The organism is Amycolatopsis saalfeldensis, from assembly GCF_900110575.1.
Taxonomy (GTDB): domain Bacteria; phylum Actinomycetota; class Actinomycetes; order Mycobacteriales; family Pseudonocardiaceae; genus Amycolatopsis; species Amycolatopsis saalfeldensis.
In genome coordinates, this window is the sequence record NZ_FOEF01000015.1 from 202554 (window position 1) to 215728 (window position 13175).

Sequence of the window (13175 nt, forward strand, 5' to 3'; positions counted from 1 at the left end):
TCCGGATGTGGGGGAAAGCAGCGGACGCGTTCCGGGCCCGGCTGGGCGACGGCCTGAGCCGGTCGGGCATCACGCTGCCCTGGTGGGCGCCGCTGGGCATCAGCGCGTTCACCGGGCTGCCCCTGGTGGTCGCGATCGCCGAGCGGGACGGCCGTCCGCCGGTGGCGATGACGGCGGCCGTGCTGCTCGCCGCGGGGTCGGCGATGCTCTGGGTGGTGACCGGGCGGATCGCGCCGTCCTGGGCGAAGTCGCTGGCGGTGCTCGCCTCGGTCACGGTGCTGCTCGCGTACCCGGTGGTCCCGGACTTCGCGCCGGTGATGCTGGCGGTGCTGACCGCGGAGGTGTCGGCGATCGCGGCGGGCTGGCTGGCGTTCGTGGTGGCCGCCGCCGGGATCGGGGTGCTCGGGGCCGCCTCGGCGACGGTCGGGCTGGTCGGCTTCCCCGTCTACACCCTCGCCGTGCTGCTCGGGCTGTGCGCCGGGTTCACGCTCCGCTGGTACGTGCGGGCGCTGGACGCCGAGCGCGGCAAGCAGGAGGCGGTGCGGGACCAGGCGATGCTGGCCGAGCGGCAGCGGATCGCGCGCGAGGTGCACGACGTGGTCGCGCACTCGCTGAGCATCACCCTGCTGCACCTGACCGGCGCGCGGCACGGCCTGCGGACCGACCGCGACATCGACGAGGCGGTGGCCGCGCTCACCGAGGCCGAGCGGGTGGGCCGGGCGGCGATGGCCGACATCCGGCGGACGGTCGGGCTGCTCGCCCGTGAGCCCGCGGGCACCAAGCCGCTGCCGGACGCGGGCGACATCGCGGAACTGGTGGCCGGCACCCGCGCGGCCGGGCTCGACACGCGGTACACCGAGGAGGGTGATGTGGGCGCGGTCGGCGCCGCGGCGGGGCTCGGGCTCTACCGCATCGCACAGGAGTCACTGGCCAACGTCGTCAAGCACGCCCCGGCGGCCACCGTGGCCATGCGGCTGCGGATCGAGCCGGAACAGGCGCGGCTGACCGTCCGGAACAGACGGTCGTCCGACACGAGGCCGGCCGGCGACGGGTCCGGCCTGGCCGGGATGTCCGCCCGCGCGGACCAGCTGGGCGCCCGGCTGCTCGCCGGGCCCGAGGGCGGCGACTGGGTCGTCGACGTCACCGTGCCGCTGGTCCCGGGAGCGGAATCGTGACGCGGGTGCTGCTCGTCGACGACCAGGAGCTGGTGCGCTCCGGGCTGCGCGGCATCCTGCGGGCCCGCGACGGTTTCGTCATCGCGGGGGAGTGCGCGGACGGCGCCGAGGTGCCGGCCGCGCTGGCCGCCGCGGGCCCGGTCGACGTCGTCGTGATGGACCTGCGGATGCGCGAGGTGGACGGGATCGAGGCGACCCGTCGCCTGCGCCTGAGCGGGCCGCGCCCGCCGGTGCTCGCGCTGACCACGTTCGACGACGACGAGCTGCTCGCCGGCGCGTTGCGGGCGGGCGCGGTCGGCTACGTGCTCAAGGACTCCCCGGCCGAGGACCTGATCCGCGCGGTGCGCGCGGTCGCGGCGGGCGACGCCTGGCTGGACGTCGCGGTCACCGGGCGGGTGCTCACCACCTACCGTCGCGCGTCCGGGGACCGCCCGGGCCCGCCACCCGGCCTGCTCACCCCGCGCGAGCTGGACGTGCTCACCGCGGTCGGCCGCGGGCTCAGCGACGTCGAGATCGCCCTCAGCTGCGAGGTTTCCGAGGCCACCGTGCAGGGCGACCTCGCCGCGGTGTATCCGAAGCTGGGCGTCCGGGACCGGGCCGCGGCCATCGTCTACGCCTTCGACCACGGCCTGGTCGTGCCCGGCGCCACGCCGGAGCGGCGCCCGGCCGGCCGGGCGCCGGAATCCTTGTCCGGCTTGCGTTTCAGCGTGCTCGGACCGCTGCGGGCGTGGCGCGGCCCGCGGGCGCTCGACCTCGGGCCGGTGCGCCAGCAGGCGCTGCTCGCGGGGCTGGTGCTGCGGCCGGGCGTCACGGTCAGCACGGCGGAACTGCTCGACGGCGTGTGGGGGCTGGAGCCGCCGGGCACCGGTGGCCGGGTCGTCCCGGTGTACGTGCACCGGCTGCGCAAGTGCCTGCGCGCGTCCGGCGAACCCACGCACGATTCGGTGATCGGCAGCGATCGCGGCGGTTACCGCTTCACCGGCGAAGACGTTTCGCTGGACCTGCGGGAACTCGAAGCGAGGATCGCCGACGCGGGCACGGCGGCCCGCGGCGGTGACGTCGCCGCCGCGGTGGACGCGTACGCCGGCGCGCTCGGGCTGTTCCGGGGCGAGCCGCTGGCCGGCCTGCCCGGGCCGTTCGCCGAGGGGGAACGGCTGCGGCTGACCGAGCGGCGGCTCACCCTGGTCCAGGACAAGGCGGCGCTGCAGCTGCGGCTGGACCGCGCCGACGACGCCATCGCCGAGCTTTCCGCGCTGCTCGCGGTGCACCCGCACCGGGAACCACTGGCGGTCCTGCTGATGCGGGCGCTGCGCGCGGCCGGCCGGCGGGCGGACGCGCTGGCGGTGCACCGGCGCGTCCGCGAACGGCTGCGGATCGACCTCGGCGTCGAGCCCGGCGCGGACCTCGACCGCGAGCTGCGGACCGCCCTTACGCCGGACTGACCGCCTTGGCCGCCGCCGGATCGGTACTGGTGCCCGCGTACGGGGTCGTGCCGAGATCGGACGTGGTCGTGCTGTCCTGGTTGGTGCCGTCGGAGTACGAGCTGCTCTGGGCGGTGCTGTCCGGGTAGGAGCTGCTGCTCTGGTCCGAACTGCTCAGGCTGGAGCTGGAATCGGCCGACGAACTGTCGCTCTGGCTCGAGCCCTGCTCGCTGAGCTGGGTCATCAGCTGCGTGACGGCTTCGAGGCCCTTCGTCACGGAAGTGATGAGCTGCAACAGGTTCTTCGAGTCCGAAAGCAGCACGCCGAGCTTCTGCGCGATCTGCCCGCCGTACTGGGTGGCGATCGTGACCGCCTGCGGGATCGCGGCGGCGATGCTCGCGCCGAAGGTGGCCGGCGCGGCGGCCACCGCCTGCGTCATCAGCGGGATGATCTGCCCGACGGCTTCGGAGATCAGCCCGCCGACCTCCGCCTGCGCCTTCCCGACCACCTCCCCGGCCCCCGAAACGGCGCTGGCCAGCGCGGTGCTCGCGGTGCCGACCGCGTCGACGCCGTCCGCGTGCTGGGAGCTGGTGTCCTGGTAGCCCGACGCCGCCGGGCCCGACCAGCTGGAGGTCTCCGGGCCGGTGGACTGGCGGTAGTCGTCCGCGACCGACGAGACCTGCGTGCCGGTGTCGCTCAGGCCCTGCGAGTGTGAGGACACCGAGCTCGAGTCGCCCTGCAGCTGCTTGAGCGGTTCCTCGAGGAACCGCACCAGCTCGGTGATCATGCCGAACCCGGCGGAAGTGAGCGCGGCCAAGGGATCCGACGAGGCGCTGAGCAGGTCGGCCGCGGTGCTCGCCCCGCCGAGCCCGGCCGACAGCCAGTCCTTGTTCCGCACCGCCTGGGTGGTCGACTTCAGGTCGGAGAGCAGCTGCCCGGCGCTCGAACTGCTGCTACTGCTGCTGGTCACTTGAGCCCCTCCCCGGGCAGTGCGGCCCCGTTGTGCTGCTCACGGCGTTCGTAGCCTTCGGCGGCCCGCGTCAGGTTCGCGCTCACTTTGTCCACTGTGGACGACGCGTGCGACACCGCGTCGGCGGCGCTGGTGGCCGCGCTCTGCAACCCCGCGGTGAGGAACTGGACGAACGAGCCGAGCGACTGGTCGCCGAGCCCGGCGGGCGTGCTGCGCGAGAGCGTGCCGAGCCGTTCGGCGAGATCGCCGACGGTGGCCGCGTGCCGCCGCAGCTGAGCGGGGTCGACCCCGAATCCGGCGGTCATCCGACGATCCCCGGCGGGTTGGTGAAGTAGTCCTCGTCCTGGGTGCGGGCCGGCGCGGCGGCCGGGTCGGCCGGGATGTTGTCCCGCACGAGCTGCAGCGCCGGGCCGTCGCCGACGTACTCGGTCATGATCTCCACGACCTGCGCGCCCGCCGCGCGGTGGGCTTCCTGGACGGTGCTCAGGATGAGCCGGGCGAGCGTGTCGGCTTCGAGCGCGCGGGCCGCGGGGCTCAGCCGCAGGCCGGTCAGCGCGCCGCTGGCACCGACCTCCGCCTCGACCTCGCCGCGTGGGGACACCGCCCGTCCGCCGGCTCGGCTGAGGCTCTCGCTGGCTGCCTGGGCGTTCGCGGCGGCGCGGGCGAGGGTCCGGTCGTAGTCGGCCAGCCACTGTGCAGGATCAACCTGGGCTGCGTCCACGGGATTCCTTCCTGATCGTTCGGTGGTGGTCATCGGGGCCGCCGGGCGAGGGTGGCCAGCTCGCCGAGGGCGAAGCGCAAGTCGTTGGCGCGGACCGGGTTGACGCTCAGCCAGCCGTCGCCGGGCCGGTTCACCCGGACCCGGCCCCTCGGACCGTCCACCCAGGACAGTTCGGCGCCCGCCGGGGTGCGCCCGTCGCGCGTGGCGCCGAGCTGGCCGCGCCCGGTCACCGGCACCAGCAGGCCGACGAGGTGGTCCAGTGCTTCGGGATCGCCGCCGTGGTCCCGGACGAGGGCCCGCAGAGTCCGCACGCGGGAGGCGTCGTCTTCGGCGTCTTCTTCGAGCGCCATGGCGGCGTCGACGGCGGCCGCGGGCACCGTGAGCGGCAACGAGCGGGCCGGGTCCACGGCCGGGATCTCGTCGAACAGCGCGTCGGCCAACGCGGTTTCCGGGATCCGCCGCAGGGTCAGCGTGCCGGCCGGGTCGTCGTCCAGCGTCTGACGGCAGATCAGCGCGGCCGACCGGTAGACGATGGCGGCGACGCCGGTGGTGCCTTCCGCCCCCGTGACCACCAGGTGGACCACACCACGGTTTTCACGCAGCGCGGTGACCGCCTCGGCGGCCAGCCCCCCGGGGCCGGCGTCGTCGGCGAGCCGCCGTGCCTGCAGCGTCTGCGCGGCGACGTCCAGCAGGAGCTCGCGTTCCCCGGCGATCCGGCCGAAAGCGGGCACCCGCAAGGGGAACGGCCAGCCGGCGCCGGCGTGCGCGGCCAGCAGATCGGCTTCGACCAGGCCGAGGCGCACGGTCTCCTGCCCGGCTCGCGGCAGCACGGCGGTCATCCGGCCGACCGCCCGACCTGCTTGAGCGCCGCCTCGGCCTCGGCCTCCTGCTCCAGGTAACGCTTGACGGTCGTCTGCAGCGCGTTGTGGAAGCCGTTGAGTTCGGTGTCGGCGGCGCCGATCTCGCCGGTGAGACCGCTTTCCCCGGCGGCTTCGCGCAGCCGCTGGGCCAGGTGCAGCGCGGGCGGCGCGGTGCCGAGCTGCGGGGTGCGCTCGGCCAGCCGCCCGGCCGAGCCGACCAGCTCGCCGGTCTGCTTGCCGAGCCGGGTGAGGGCGGAGACCTGCTGGGCCAGCTCGTGCGGCACGACCTGGTGGCCGGGCGAGTTCATCGGGTCGCTCCTGTCGTTCACAGCCCGATCACCGGGCTGCTGGTCAGTTCGTCGGGGGTGAGCAGGGACTGGTCGAGCACCGGCATCTTGTTGTGGTGCTCCTGCTCTTCTTCTTCCGAGCCGTTCGGGCGCCCGCCGGGGGGCAGCATGCCGCTGCCCGACGCCGCGCGAGCCGCGGCCATCTCCGCCAGCGCGGCGTTGCGGGCGAGCATCGTGGTTTCCATTTCGAGGCCCGACCGCAGCCCGGCGCTCAGGTTCGGGTCGAGCGAAGTGGCGGCCGACTGGGGCCAGGGCAAACCGCCGGTGGTGCTGCCGGCGGTGGAGCCGAGGTAGCTCGACGCGGAGGTGCTGTCGTCGGCGCCGTAGGAATCGACGGTGGTCCCGCCGCCCGGCGTGATGGCGCGGGAGCTGGAGTTGAGGCCGGTTTCGTAGCGCTGCATCACGTGCACCGCCTCGGCCTTCTTCTCCGAGGCCTGGACGCTGGACAAGAACAGGCTCGCGCCGCCGCCGGCGACCGCGCCGATCGCGGCCCCCATCAGCGCACCCGGCCCGCCGCCGATCCCGCCGGCCCCCGCCCCGAGCACCCCGCCGATCACCGCGCCCGCCGCGCCGCCGGCCGCCGCGGCGGCGACCGCCTGGCCGGTCGGGTCACCGGGTGGTTTCGGCATCGTGTTGCGGGCGACGGCGAGCGAGTCGCCGGCCTGCTGCGCGGCGTGCCCGACGGTGCCCGCCCGGGTGCCGGCGCCGTCGGCGCGCTCGCCGAGCTGACCCAGCCGCCCGGAGGCGTGGTCGGCGGCCTCGCCGCTCCAATTCTGCTTCAGGGAGCCCTGCTGGCCACGCAGGGTCTCGGCGTGCGAGGACATTTCCGAGCCGTGCCGCTGCCACTCGGCGGCGACCGTGCTGACGTCGCCGACGTCGGCGTTGTCCCACAGCATCTGGTAAAGCTGCTGGTGGGAGTAGGCGTTCCAGTTGGTGCCGCCGGGCGGCACGGGCGCGCCGAAGTAGCCCTCCCACACGTTGCGCAGCGCGTCGACCACCGGGCGCGCCACCGCGCCCGCCGGGCCCGCGCGGTCCAGCCCGGACGTGACGGCGTCGGCCAGGCCCTCCACCCCGGCCGACGCCGCCTCGATCATCGTTCCCCCACCGGTTCCGCTGGCCATAGCCCTACCTTCGCGCGACTGCGGGCCGACTTCCGGCCCCCGCCGGAAGTTAGCGGTGACCGATGAAATCCCGATGAAACGACGATCGCGCCGGCTCGCCCGGGCCGCGTGAGGCGGCGCCCAGCGGGGTCCGATGTGGATGGTGGGGCCGGGGCCGGCCGGCCCCGGGGGTCCGATGTGGACGGTCAGGCGAGGCGGGTGACCTCGGTCAACGCCGGGGCGAGCTGCTCCAGCCGGTCCACGCCGGTCGCGAACCCGGTGCCGGGGGAGAGCAGGACCGTCACGTGGTCGGCGCCCGCGGCGAGGTGCTCGCGGGCCTTGGCGGCGACGGCGGCCGGGCCGCCGTGGGCGATGAGCGCGTCGACCAGCCGGTCGCTGACGTCGCGGACGTCCTCCTCGGAGTAGCCGAGCCGGACCAGGCCCGCGCTGGTGCCCGGCCGGGCGAGCATCTCGGTCACCCGTTCTCGCGCCGTTTCCCGGCCGGCGTCGGCGTCCGGCACCACGGAGAGGCCGACGACCAGGAGCTTGTCCGGGCCGAGCGACGTCCTGGCCAGCGCCGTCTGCTCCGCGGGAGCCCCCGCCGGCAAGGCGCCGTCGGCGACCTCGCCCGCCAGCGCCAGCATCTTCGGGCCGTTCGCGGCGATGATCCGCGGATAGCCCGCGGCGGGCGCGGGCGGCCAGGTCGGCGCGTCCATCCGGGTCACGTAGTCGCGCATCGTGGCGAGCGGCCGGCCGAACTCCCGGCCGGTGCCCGCCGCCTGCTCCGGGTAGCCGACGCCCAGCCCGAGCACGATCCGGCCGGGGTAGGCCTGGGCCAGCAGCGCCGCCCCGCCGTGCGCGGTCTGCGGTTCGCGGGCCCAGATGTTGGCGATGCTGGTGCCGAACACCATCCGCTCGGTGGCCGCGAGCAGCACGGCCAGCTGCGCCAGCACGTCCTTGCCGCCGATGACCTCGTTGGTCCAGACCGCGCCGTAGCCCGCGGCTTCCAGCCGGCGCACGGCTTCGCGCTGGGCGCCGATGTCGAGCGCGGTGGTGAACTCGACCGGCAGGCACACGCCGACCGGGCCCAGCGCCTTGCGGGCCGCCTCGATTTCAGTGGTGTTCATGGAGCTTCTCCTCGGGAACGTGGCCGGCCGGCAGTGGTGCTCCCAGCCTGCCCGCCGGCCGCGCCGCACGGCCAATGAATGTTCTGCATCCGGTATTACGGCTGCCGTATCACCGCTGGTCAGACGGAGGACAACGCTCTTGGGCGCTACGCTGGAGGGATGACCGACTCCCTGCCCCCGGCCGACCTCGACCTGCGGCTGGTGCGGTGTTTCCTGGCGCTGGCCGAGCACCGGCACTTCGGCCGGGCGGCCGCCGCGCTGCACACCACCCAGCCGTCGCTGAGCCGGCAGATCAGCCGGCTGGAACAGCAGCTGGGCGCCCGGCTGCTCGACCGCACCCCGCAGGGCAGCCGGCTGACCGGCGCAGGTGAGGTGTTCCGGCCGTTGGCCGAGGCGGTGCTGCGCTCGTCCGCGGAGGCCGCCGCGCGGACGCGGGCCGCCGCCCAGCCGAGCCGGCTCACCATCGGGTACTCGATGGGCATGATCGTCACCCCGGCGGTGCGGGAGCTGCGCCGCCGGCACCCGGACGCCGAGGTGGTCGCCTCGTACCTGGCCTGGAACGAGGTGCGCCCGGCGCTGCTGGAACACCGGGTGGACGCCGTGGTGACCCGGCTGCCGATCCCCACCGACCGGCTGCACGTGACGATCCTCTACGACGAGCCGCGCGTCCTGCTGGTGCCGCGGTCGCATCGCCTGGCGGGCAAGGAATCCATCACCCTGGACGACATCGCCGACGAGCCCATGCCCCGCCTGCGGGAGTCCGACCCGGCCTGGAGCGCGTTCTGGCGCGTCGACCCCCGCCCGGACGGCCGCCGCGCCCCCGGCGGCCCCTTCATCGAGGCCATCGAAGACAAGTTCGAGGCAATCGCCGACGGCCGCGGCGTGGCGATCATCGCGGGCTCCCTGGGCAGCGCCTTCCGCAACGACCTGACCACCATCCCGCTCGAGGGCATCGAGCCGTGCCACGTCGTGCTCGCCACCCGGGCGGGGGACAACAGCCGTCTGCTGGCGGCGTTCCGGAGGTACGCCCAGGCCCATCTCACCGGCCCGGTACCGGCGGGGGACTGACCGCCGCCGAGGCCAGTCGTCGCCGCGTGCACCGGCCCACGAGACGACGGGACCTACCAGGAACCCGCTGCCTGCGGCCCGCCGGAGGAACGAGGGCAGCTGGAGCCCGATCGGCGTCACCGAGACCACGGCCCCGACGACCGCGGCGGCCGGGAGCACCACGAGCCCGACGGCGAGCGTCGCGACCCGGGCGGCCGAGCGTGCGCGGGCAGCTTCTCTGACCGCGCGCATGATCGGCCCGTCTCCGATGCCAGCCAGACTTCCCGGCGCTACGGCAACGAGCCGATCGGGCGGCGCCTGAACGCCTGGAGCCGGCCTGCCCGAGGTCTGAAATCCCAGACACACGTTCCCGATCGGTCCTGGCGTCCGGCGCCCGTGCTGCCTTCAATGAGCGCCATGGCTGAGTACGGCGCTGCGCTCCAGATTGAGAGCCGGTCGATCGAGTTCATCCCGGAGTCCGAACGGCACGGCCGGGCGATCGGCCTGTTCGCGGTGTGGTTCGCGGCGAACATGCAGGTGACCACGATCGTCACCGGGGCGCTGGGCGTGGTGCTCGGGCTGCCGCTGCCGGTCGCGGTGCTCGCGCTGGTGGCCGGCAACCTGGTCGGCGGCGTGTTCATGGCGCTGCATTCCGCGCAGGGGCCGAAACTCGGGATCCCGCAGATGATCCAGAGCCGCGCCCAGTTCGGGTTCCACGGCGCGGTGCTGCCGTTGCTGCTGGTGATGGTGATGTACGTCGGGTTCTTCGCGACCAGCGCGGTGCTCGGCGGCCAGGCGCTGGCCGGCGCGACGGGCCTGGACGTGAACGTGGCGATCGTGCTCGTCGCGGCGCTGTGCACGGTGCTCGCCGTGTTCGGCTACCGGCTGATCCATCGCGCGGACCGGTGGATCAGCCTGCTCAGCGCGCTCGGCTTCGGCTATCTCACGGTCCGGTTGTTCCAGGCGGGTGACGTGGCGAGGGCTTGGCACGGCGGCGGCGGTTCGCCCGGCGTCTTCCTGCTGGTGGTGGCGGTCGCCGCGACCTGGCAGATCACCTATGCGCCTTACGTGGCCGACTATTCCCGCTACCTGCCGAGCCGCACGTCGGTCTCCTCGACGTTCTGGTGGACCTACGCGGGCTCGGTGCTCGGCTCGGTCTGGATGATGCTGTTCGGCGCGATCGCGGTCTCGGTCGCCGAGCGGGCCTTCGACGGCGGCTCCATCCAGTTCGTCGTCGACCTCGCCCCCGGCGCGCACGGCCTGTTCGCGGCGATCATCGTCCTGGGCATCATCGCGATCAACGTGCTGAACCTGTACGGCTGCTTCATGTCCACCGCGACCACGTTGACCGCGTTGCGCCGGCACGCCATCACCCGTCGCACCAGGGTCGGCTACATCGTCGCCGCCGCCGTCGTGTCGACCGCGGTCGCCATCGCCGGCCGCGGCGACTTCCTGGCCAACTACGAGAACTTCATCCTGTTCCTGGCCTACTTCCTGATCCCGTGGACCGCGATCAACCTCGTCGATTTCTACGCGGTCCGCAAGGAACGCTACGACATCAAGGCGATCTTCGACCCGGACGGCGAATACGGCCGCGCCAACTGGCGCGCGCTGATCCCGTACCTGCTCGCCATCGGCGTCGAGATCCCGTTCATGAGCACCACTTTCTACACCGGCCCGTTGGTCGCGGCCGTGGGCGGCGCCGACATCTCGTGGATCCTCGGCACGATTGCCGGGGGCGCTCTCTACTACCTGGCCATGCGCCCGCTCGTCGTGGCGGCAATTCCACCGTCCGACCACGCCGGAAACCGTGCTTCGATCGCCGATGCCGGACGGGTCCCTCCCGCGGCGCCCCCGCGGGAACCCCCGCCGAACGAAAGCAGGTCCGATGCGGCCGACCGGCTCACCGGTGAAACTCGTGCTGGCCGGGCTGGTCTGCCTCGCCCTGCTGGTGCTGGGCATCCTGTCGCTCAGCCCGGGCCCCGCGACCTGCGGCGGGGAGACGATGCGGCCCGGTGACAGCTGCGAATCCGGCGGCGTCACCCGAAGCCCGGACCAGCAACAGTCGGAGAACACCGGCCTGGCCTGGATCATGATCACCGTCGGCGGCTTGGGCACCCTCGGATTCGGCGCGGTCGGCCTCGCGTCGGCTGGTGGCCGCTCCTCGCGCCGTTGACTTGGCGGTCGTCAAGGTGGGATGTCGCGTTGCAGTGAACATTTACGGGCATCTGGTTGGGAACCCCAGGGTTTTGCCCTCTCAGCACAAAAAAGCCACGCTCACCTGAGTGAACGTGGCTTGTCCGGTCGGGCTGACAGGATTCGAACCTGCGACCCCTTGACCCCAGGACTCAGGCAGTGCTCTGAACTGCGAAAACAGCAACATCGGAGTCTTCTGCTGTTGCTCTCGCACTGCGGGTTTGCGTCTGTTGCCTTGTTCGCTGTCCCCAAGTTGTCCCCGGCTGACTTGCCCCTCCCCGGAGTAGGTCGTCAAGTCGAGTAGCCCGTAGTATCGACGTATGGCTGATGACGAGCTGCGCGAACGTGTGACCCGTCTCGAGCGTGAGGTGGCCGACCTCCGGGAACGATCGACCGACGCGGGAGCGGCGCGAGTGCTCGCGGCCGGCGCGGATCGGGACGTCGCGGAGGTCCGCGCGGAGTTGCGCGCCCACACGGGCACTCTGAACGCGCTCCGCGAAGACCAGCTCGACCTCCGTGAGGGCGTTCGCAACCTTCGGGACGAGATGCAGCGCGGGTTCGACACGGTGAACAGCTCGCTCGGCCAGATCATCAGCCTGTTGGATCGCGGCAGCGACGAGTGACACCTACCCCCTCGCGAGGATGATGTCACGGAACCGCCACGACCGGTCAAGGATGCAAGCCCCCGGCGAGGCCATCGGTTCTTGTGTCAGCAGGCGAGTGACGCTCGCCTCGGTGAAGGGGACGCCCTCCGAGACGGACGACGAATCGGCCGCTGTGATGAGGACGCCTTCTGGGTTGACATGGACTGAGTTGCCGAAGAGGTCGTCGAAGACATCGTCGTCCATCACAACCACCGTCAGTATCGTCGCGGTGAGGGTAAGGGTGTCGAGCTCGATCCCCAGGCAAAAGGCAATCACCCTGTCCTTTTCGCGGGCAGCCTGCAAGTCTCGGTAGAGCGACCAGTTCTCGTAATCCAGCGGTTCTCCCTGGCTGCCGTCGCGCTCTGGCTCCCCGAGCAGCTCCTCCGAGTACTCCCGTACCATGCTTCGCCAAAGATCGAAGTCGTTTTCCCGGTCCCATGACGCCACCGACGACGGCTGGAAGTCGCCTGCGGAGATGAGTCCGTAAATCCCCGCCGCGGTTGCGACCTTGGCCGGATCGCGCCAGTGCAGGAGGAATGTGGAGTCACCAGTGTTTCGCTGTCGCCGGAGCGTCAGTGTCTCGATCGCGGGCATGACCGGTCGCCGGCCAAGGTCGAAAGGGTCGCCAATGAGACCGCGCAGCGGAAGCTCGGCCCAGTCTGCGCGAGGAGTCTTCCTGTTCGGCGCTTGGGCAACTGCAAGTTCGTGGGCGATCGCTTCGGACAGGTCGAGCTTGTCGAAGTAGGTGGCTAGTCCGAAACCCATGCTCTCGTTGCCGGCGTCAAGTCGACGCCGAGAAGTCGGTAGCTTGGCCGGTTCTCAAAAAGGGAAGGCGGATCGAGATAGCGAATCGCCGACGTGTACCGGTCGAATCGTCTTCCAGGTGCGCGAAGTGGCAGTGCTCGTTCGGCTTCTGGCTCCGTCCCGGCAACGGTGATCGGGATCCGGCCATCCGACCATGCAAGGTTGATGTCCTCAAGCCGAACAGGTGCTGGTGGCATCCACTCTCGCCGAGCCATGAACGGCGCCTTACCGATGCGCGCTTCAGGCCGGTAGAGCGTCGCGGCTGTCTCTGCCAGCTCCCTGCGTCGGCTGTTCAGCTCCCGCCGGCTCCGACGCCATTCCTCCTGGCTGACCGCAACCGGGTCTACGTCGTTGACGAGCGCCGATGTAGACGGTGGGGGGATGGGGTGGAGGAGTTCCGGTGACAGCCCGAGCCGCGCCGGCGAGATGCCTAGCTGATTGACGACGCGGAGGAACGTGTCGAGATCCCTCACTTGCCGCCGCCCACTCTCGATCTTCGAGATGTATGACTGATCTATGTTCAGGATCTGGGCAAGATCCGCCTGGCTGACCCCGTTCTGCTTGCGGTAGTCCTTTAGGACTTCAGCGAGCAAGCCTGTGTTCAGCTCGACCTCGGTCGGAGTCCGCGGTGACAGCCAAGGCTGGTCGTCAGTCACGAATTTAAGTCCTTTCGCAGCAAATTTCTGGCGGTCTTGGACGATGTGCAGGGCGGCTGAACTGCGCTTATGCCTGTCAGTCCTACGCTGCGCTGTTTAAGACAACG

15 protein-coding genes are annotated in these 13175 nt (G+C 72.0%); 6 read left to right on the top strand and 9 right to left on the bottom strand.

What is annotated here, in order from left to right; genetic code table 11:
- The first annotated feature begins 5 nt into the window (after positions 1–5).
- Positions 6–1175, top strand: coding sequence for a histidine kinase (locus BMY97_RS29965; RefSeq protein ID WP_091623099.1), 1170 nt, complete (start codon positions 6–8; stop codon positions 1173–1175).
- On the top strand, positions 1172–2617 hold the full coding sequence (locus BMY97_RS29970; RefSeq protein ID WP_218156909.1) for a BTAD domain-containing putative transcriptional regulator: 1446 nt from the start codon (positions 1172–1174) through the stop codon (positions 2615–2617). The genes BMY97_RS29965 and BMY97_RS29970 overlap by 4 nt, the downstream gene beginning before the upstream one ends.
- Here BMY97_RS29970 and BMY97_RS29975 read toward each other — a convergent pair.
- The 7 genes from BMY97_RS29975 to BMY97_RS30005 all read right to left on the bottom strand — a co-directional run bounded on the left by BMY97_RS29975 (position 2604) and on the right by BMY97_RS30005 (position 7721).
- Positions 2604–3566, bottom strand: a complete 963-nt coding sequence (locus tag BMY97_RS29975) for a hypothetical protein (RefSeq protein WP_245787569.1) — start codon at positions 3564–3566, stop codon at positions 2604–2606. The genes BMY97_RS29970 and BMY97_RS29975 overlap by 14 nt on opposite strands.
- Complete coding sequence (locus BMY97_RS29980; protein ID WP_091623105.1) at positions 3563–3871, bottom strand: type VII secretion target; 309 nt, start codon at positions 3869–3871, stop codon at positions 3563–3565. Before BMY97_RS29980 ends, BMY97_RS29975 begins: the two co-directional genes overlap by 4 nt.
- Positions 3868–4287: a YbaB/EbfC family nucleoid-associated protein gene (locus tag BMY97_RS29985; protein ID WP_342744063.1), complete on the bottom strand. Its 420-nt coding sequence runs from the start codon at positions 4285–4287 to the stop codon at positions 3868–3870. The genes BMY97_RS29980 and BMY97_RS29985 overlap by 4 nt, the downstream gene beginning before the upstream one ends.
- Before the next feature lie 29 nt (positions 4288–4316).
- Entirely contained in the window at positions 4317–5126 is an 810-nt protein-coding gene (locus BMY97_RS29990; protein WP_091623116.1) for an ESX secretion-associated protein EspG, read from the bottom strand.
- Positions 5123–5455: a hypothetical protein gene (locus BMY97_RS29995; RefSeq protein ID WP_091623119.1), complete on the bottom strand. Its 333-nt coding sequence runs from the start codon at positions 5453–5455 to the stop codon at positions 5123–5125. Before BMY97_RS29995 ends, BMY97_RS29990 begins: the two co-directional genes overlap by 4 nt.
- A 17-nt stretch (positions 5456–5472) precedes the next feature.
- Complete coding sequence (locus BMY97_RS30000) at positions 5473–6615, bottom strand: WXG100 family type VII secretion target (protein WP_091623122.1); 1143 nt, start codon at positions 6613–6615, stop codon at positions 5473–5475.
- A gap of 185 nt (positions 6616–6800) precedes the next feature.
- Positions 6801–7721 carry a TIGR03620 family F420-dependent LLM class oxidoreductase gene (locus BMY97_RS30005; protein ID WP_091623124.1) on the bottom strand — a complete coding sequence of 307 codons (921 nt, stop codon included), beginning with the start codon at positions 7719–7721 and terminating at the stop codon, positions 6801–6803.
- 159 nt (positions 7722–7880) lie between these two features.
- Between BMY97_RS30005 and BMY97_RS30010 the strand changes: the two genes are divergently transcribed.
- The 4 genes from BMY97_RS30010 to BMY97_RS30020 all read left to right on the top strand — a co-directional run bounded on the left by BMY97_RS30010 (position 7881) and on the right by BMY97_RS30020 (position 11587).
- A complete protein-coding gene (locus tag BMY97_RS30010) occupies positions 7881–8789 on the top strand; it encodes a LysR family transcriptional regulator (protein WP_091623125.1) in 909 nt (302 codons plus the stop codon).
- A 396-nt stretch (positions 8790–9185) separates the two neighbouring features.
- Positions 9186–10787, top strand: coding sequence for a purine-cytosine permease family protein (locus BMY97_RS30015; protein ID WP_091623128.1), 1602 nt, complete (start codon positions 9186–9188; stop codon positions 10785–10787).
- Complete coding sequence (locus tag BMY97_RS47285; protein WP_177231606.1) at positions 10774–10944, top strand: hypothetical protein; 171 nt, start codon at positions 10774–10776, stop codon at positions 10942–10944. The genes BMY97_RS30015 and BMY97_RS47285 overlap by 14 nt, the downstream gene beginning before the upstream one ends.
- A 340-nt stretch (positions 10945–11284) precedes the next feature.
- Positions 11285–11587 (top strand): hypothetical protein, encoded by a 303-nt coding sequence (locus BMY97_RS30020; RefSeq protein ID WP_091623130.1) that lies wholly within the window; start codon positions 11285–11287, stop codon positions 11585–11587.
- A 3-nt stretch (positions 11588–11590) separates the two neighbouring features.
- On the opposite strand, the gene BMY97_RS48710 is transcribed toward BMY97_RS30020, so the two are convergent.
- Positions 11591–12373 (bottom strand): hypothetical protein, encoded by a 783-nt coding sequence (locus BMY97_RS48710; RefSeq protein ID WP_245787570.1) that lies wholly within the window; start codon positions 12371–12373, stop codon positions 11591–11593.
- Entirely contained in the window at positions 12358–13068 is a 711-nt protein-coding gene (locus BMY97_RS48715; RefSeq protein WP_245787571.1) for a helix-turn-helix domain-containing protein, read from the bottom strand. Before BMY97_RS48715 ends, BMY97_RS48710 begins: the two co-directional genes overlap by 16 nt.
- Positions 13069–13175 lie beyond the last annotated feature (107 nt).

Bases quoted from the DNA above. Each gene is read 5' to 3' on its own strand.
- BMY97_RS47285 (WP_177231606.1), top strand. From the start codon at position 10,774: ATGCGGCCCGGTGACAGCTGCGAATCCGGCGGCGTCACCCGAAGCCCG.
- BMY97_RS29965 (WP_091623099.1), top strand. From the start codon at position 6: ATGTGGGGGAAAGCAGCGGACGCGTTCCGGGCCCGGCTGGGCGACGGC.
- BMY97_RS48710 (WP_245787570.1), bottom strand. From the start codon at position 12,373: ATGGGTTTCGGACTAGCCACCTACTTCGACAAGCTCGACCTGTCCGAA.
- BMY97_RS29990 (WP_091623116.1), bottom strand. From the start codon at position 5,126: ATGACCGCCGTGCTGCCGCGAGCCGGGCAGGAGACCGTGCGCCTCGGC.
- BMY97_RS30000 (WP_091623122.1), bottom strand. From the start codon at position 6,615: ATGGCCAGCGGAACCGGTGGGGGAACGATGATCGAGGCGGCGTCGGCC.
- BMY97_RS29995 (WP_091623119.1), bottom strand. From the start codon at position 5,455: ATGAACTCGCCCGGCCACCAGGTCGTGCCGCACGAGCTGGCCCAGCAG.
- BMY97_RS30010 (WP_091623125.1), top strand. From the start codon at position 7,881: ATGACCGACTCCCTGCCCCCGGCCGACCTCGACCTGCGGCTGGTGCGG.
- BMY97_RS30005 (WP_091623124.1), bottom strand. From the start codon at position 7,721: ATGAACACCACTGAAATCGAGGCGGCCCGCAAGGCGCTGGGCCCGGTC.
- BMY97_RS30015 (WP_091623128.1), top strand. From the start codon at position 9,186: ATGGCTGAGTACGGCGCTGCGCTCCAGATTGAGAGCCGGTCGATCGAG.
- BMY97_RS30020 (WP_091623130.1), top strand. From the start codon at position 11,285: ATGGCTGATGACGAGCTGCGCGAACGTGTGACCCGTCTCGAGCGTGAG.
- BMY97_RS29980 (WP_091623105.1), bottom strand. From the start codon at position 3,871: ATGACCGCCGGATTCGGGGTCGACCCCGCTCAGCTGCGGCGGCACGCG.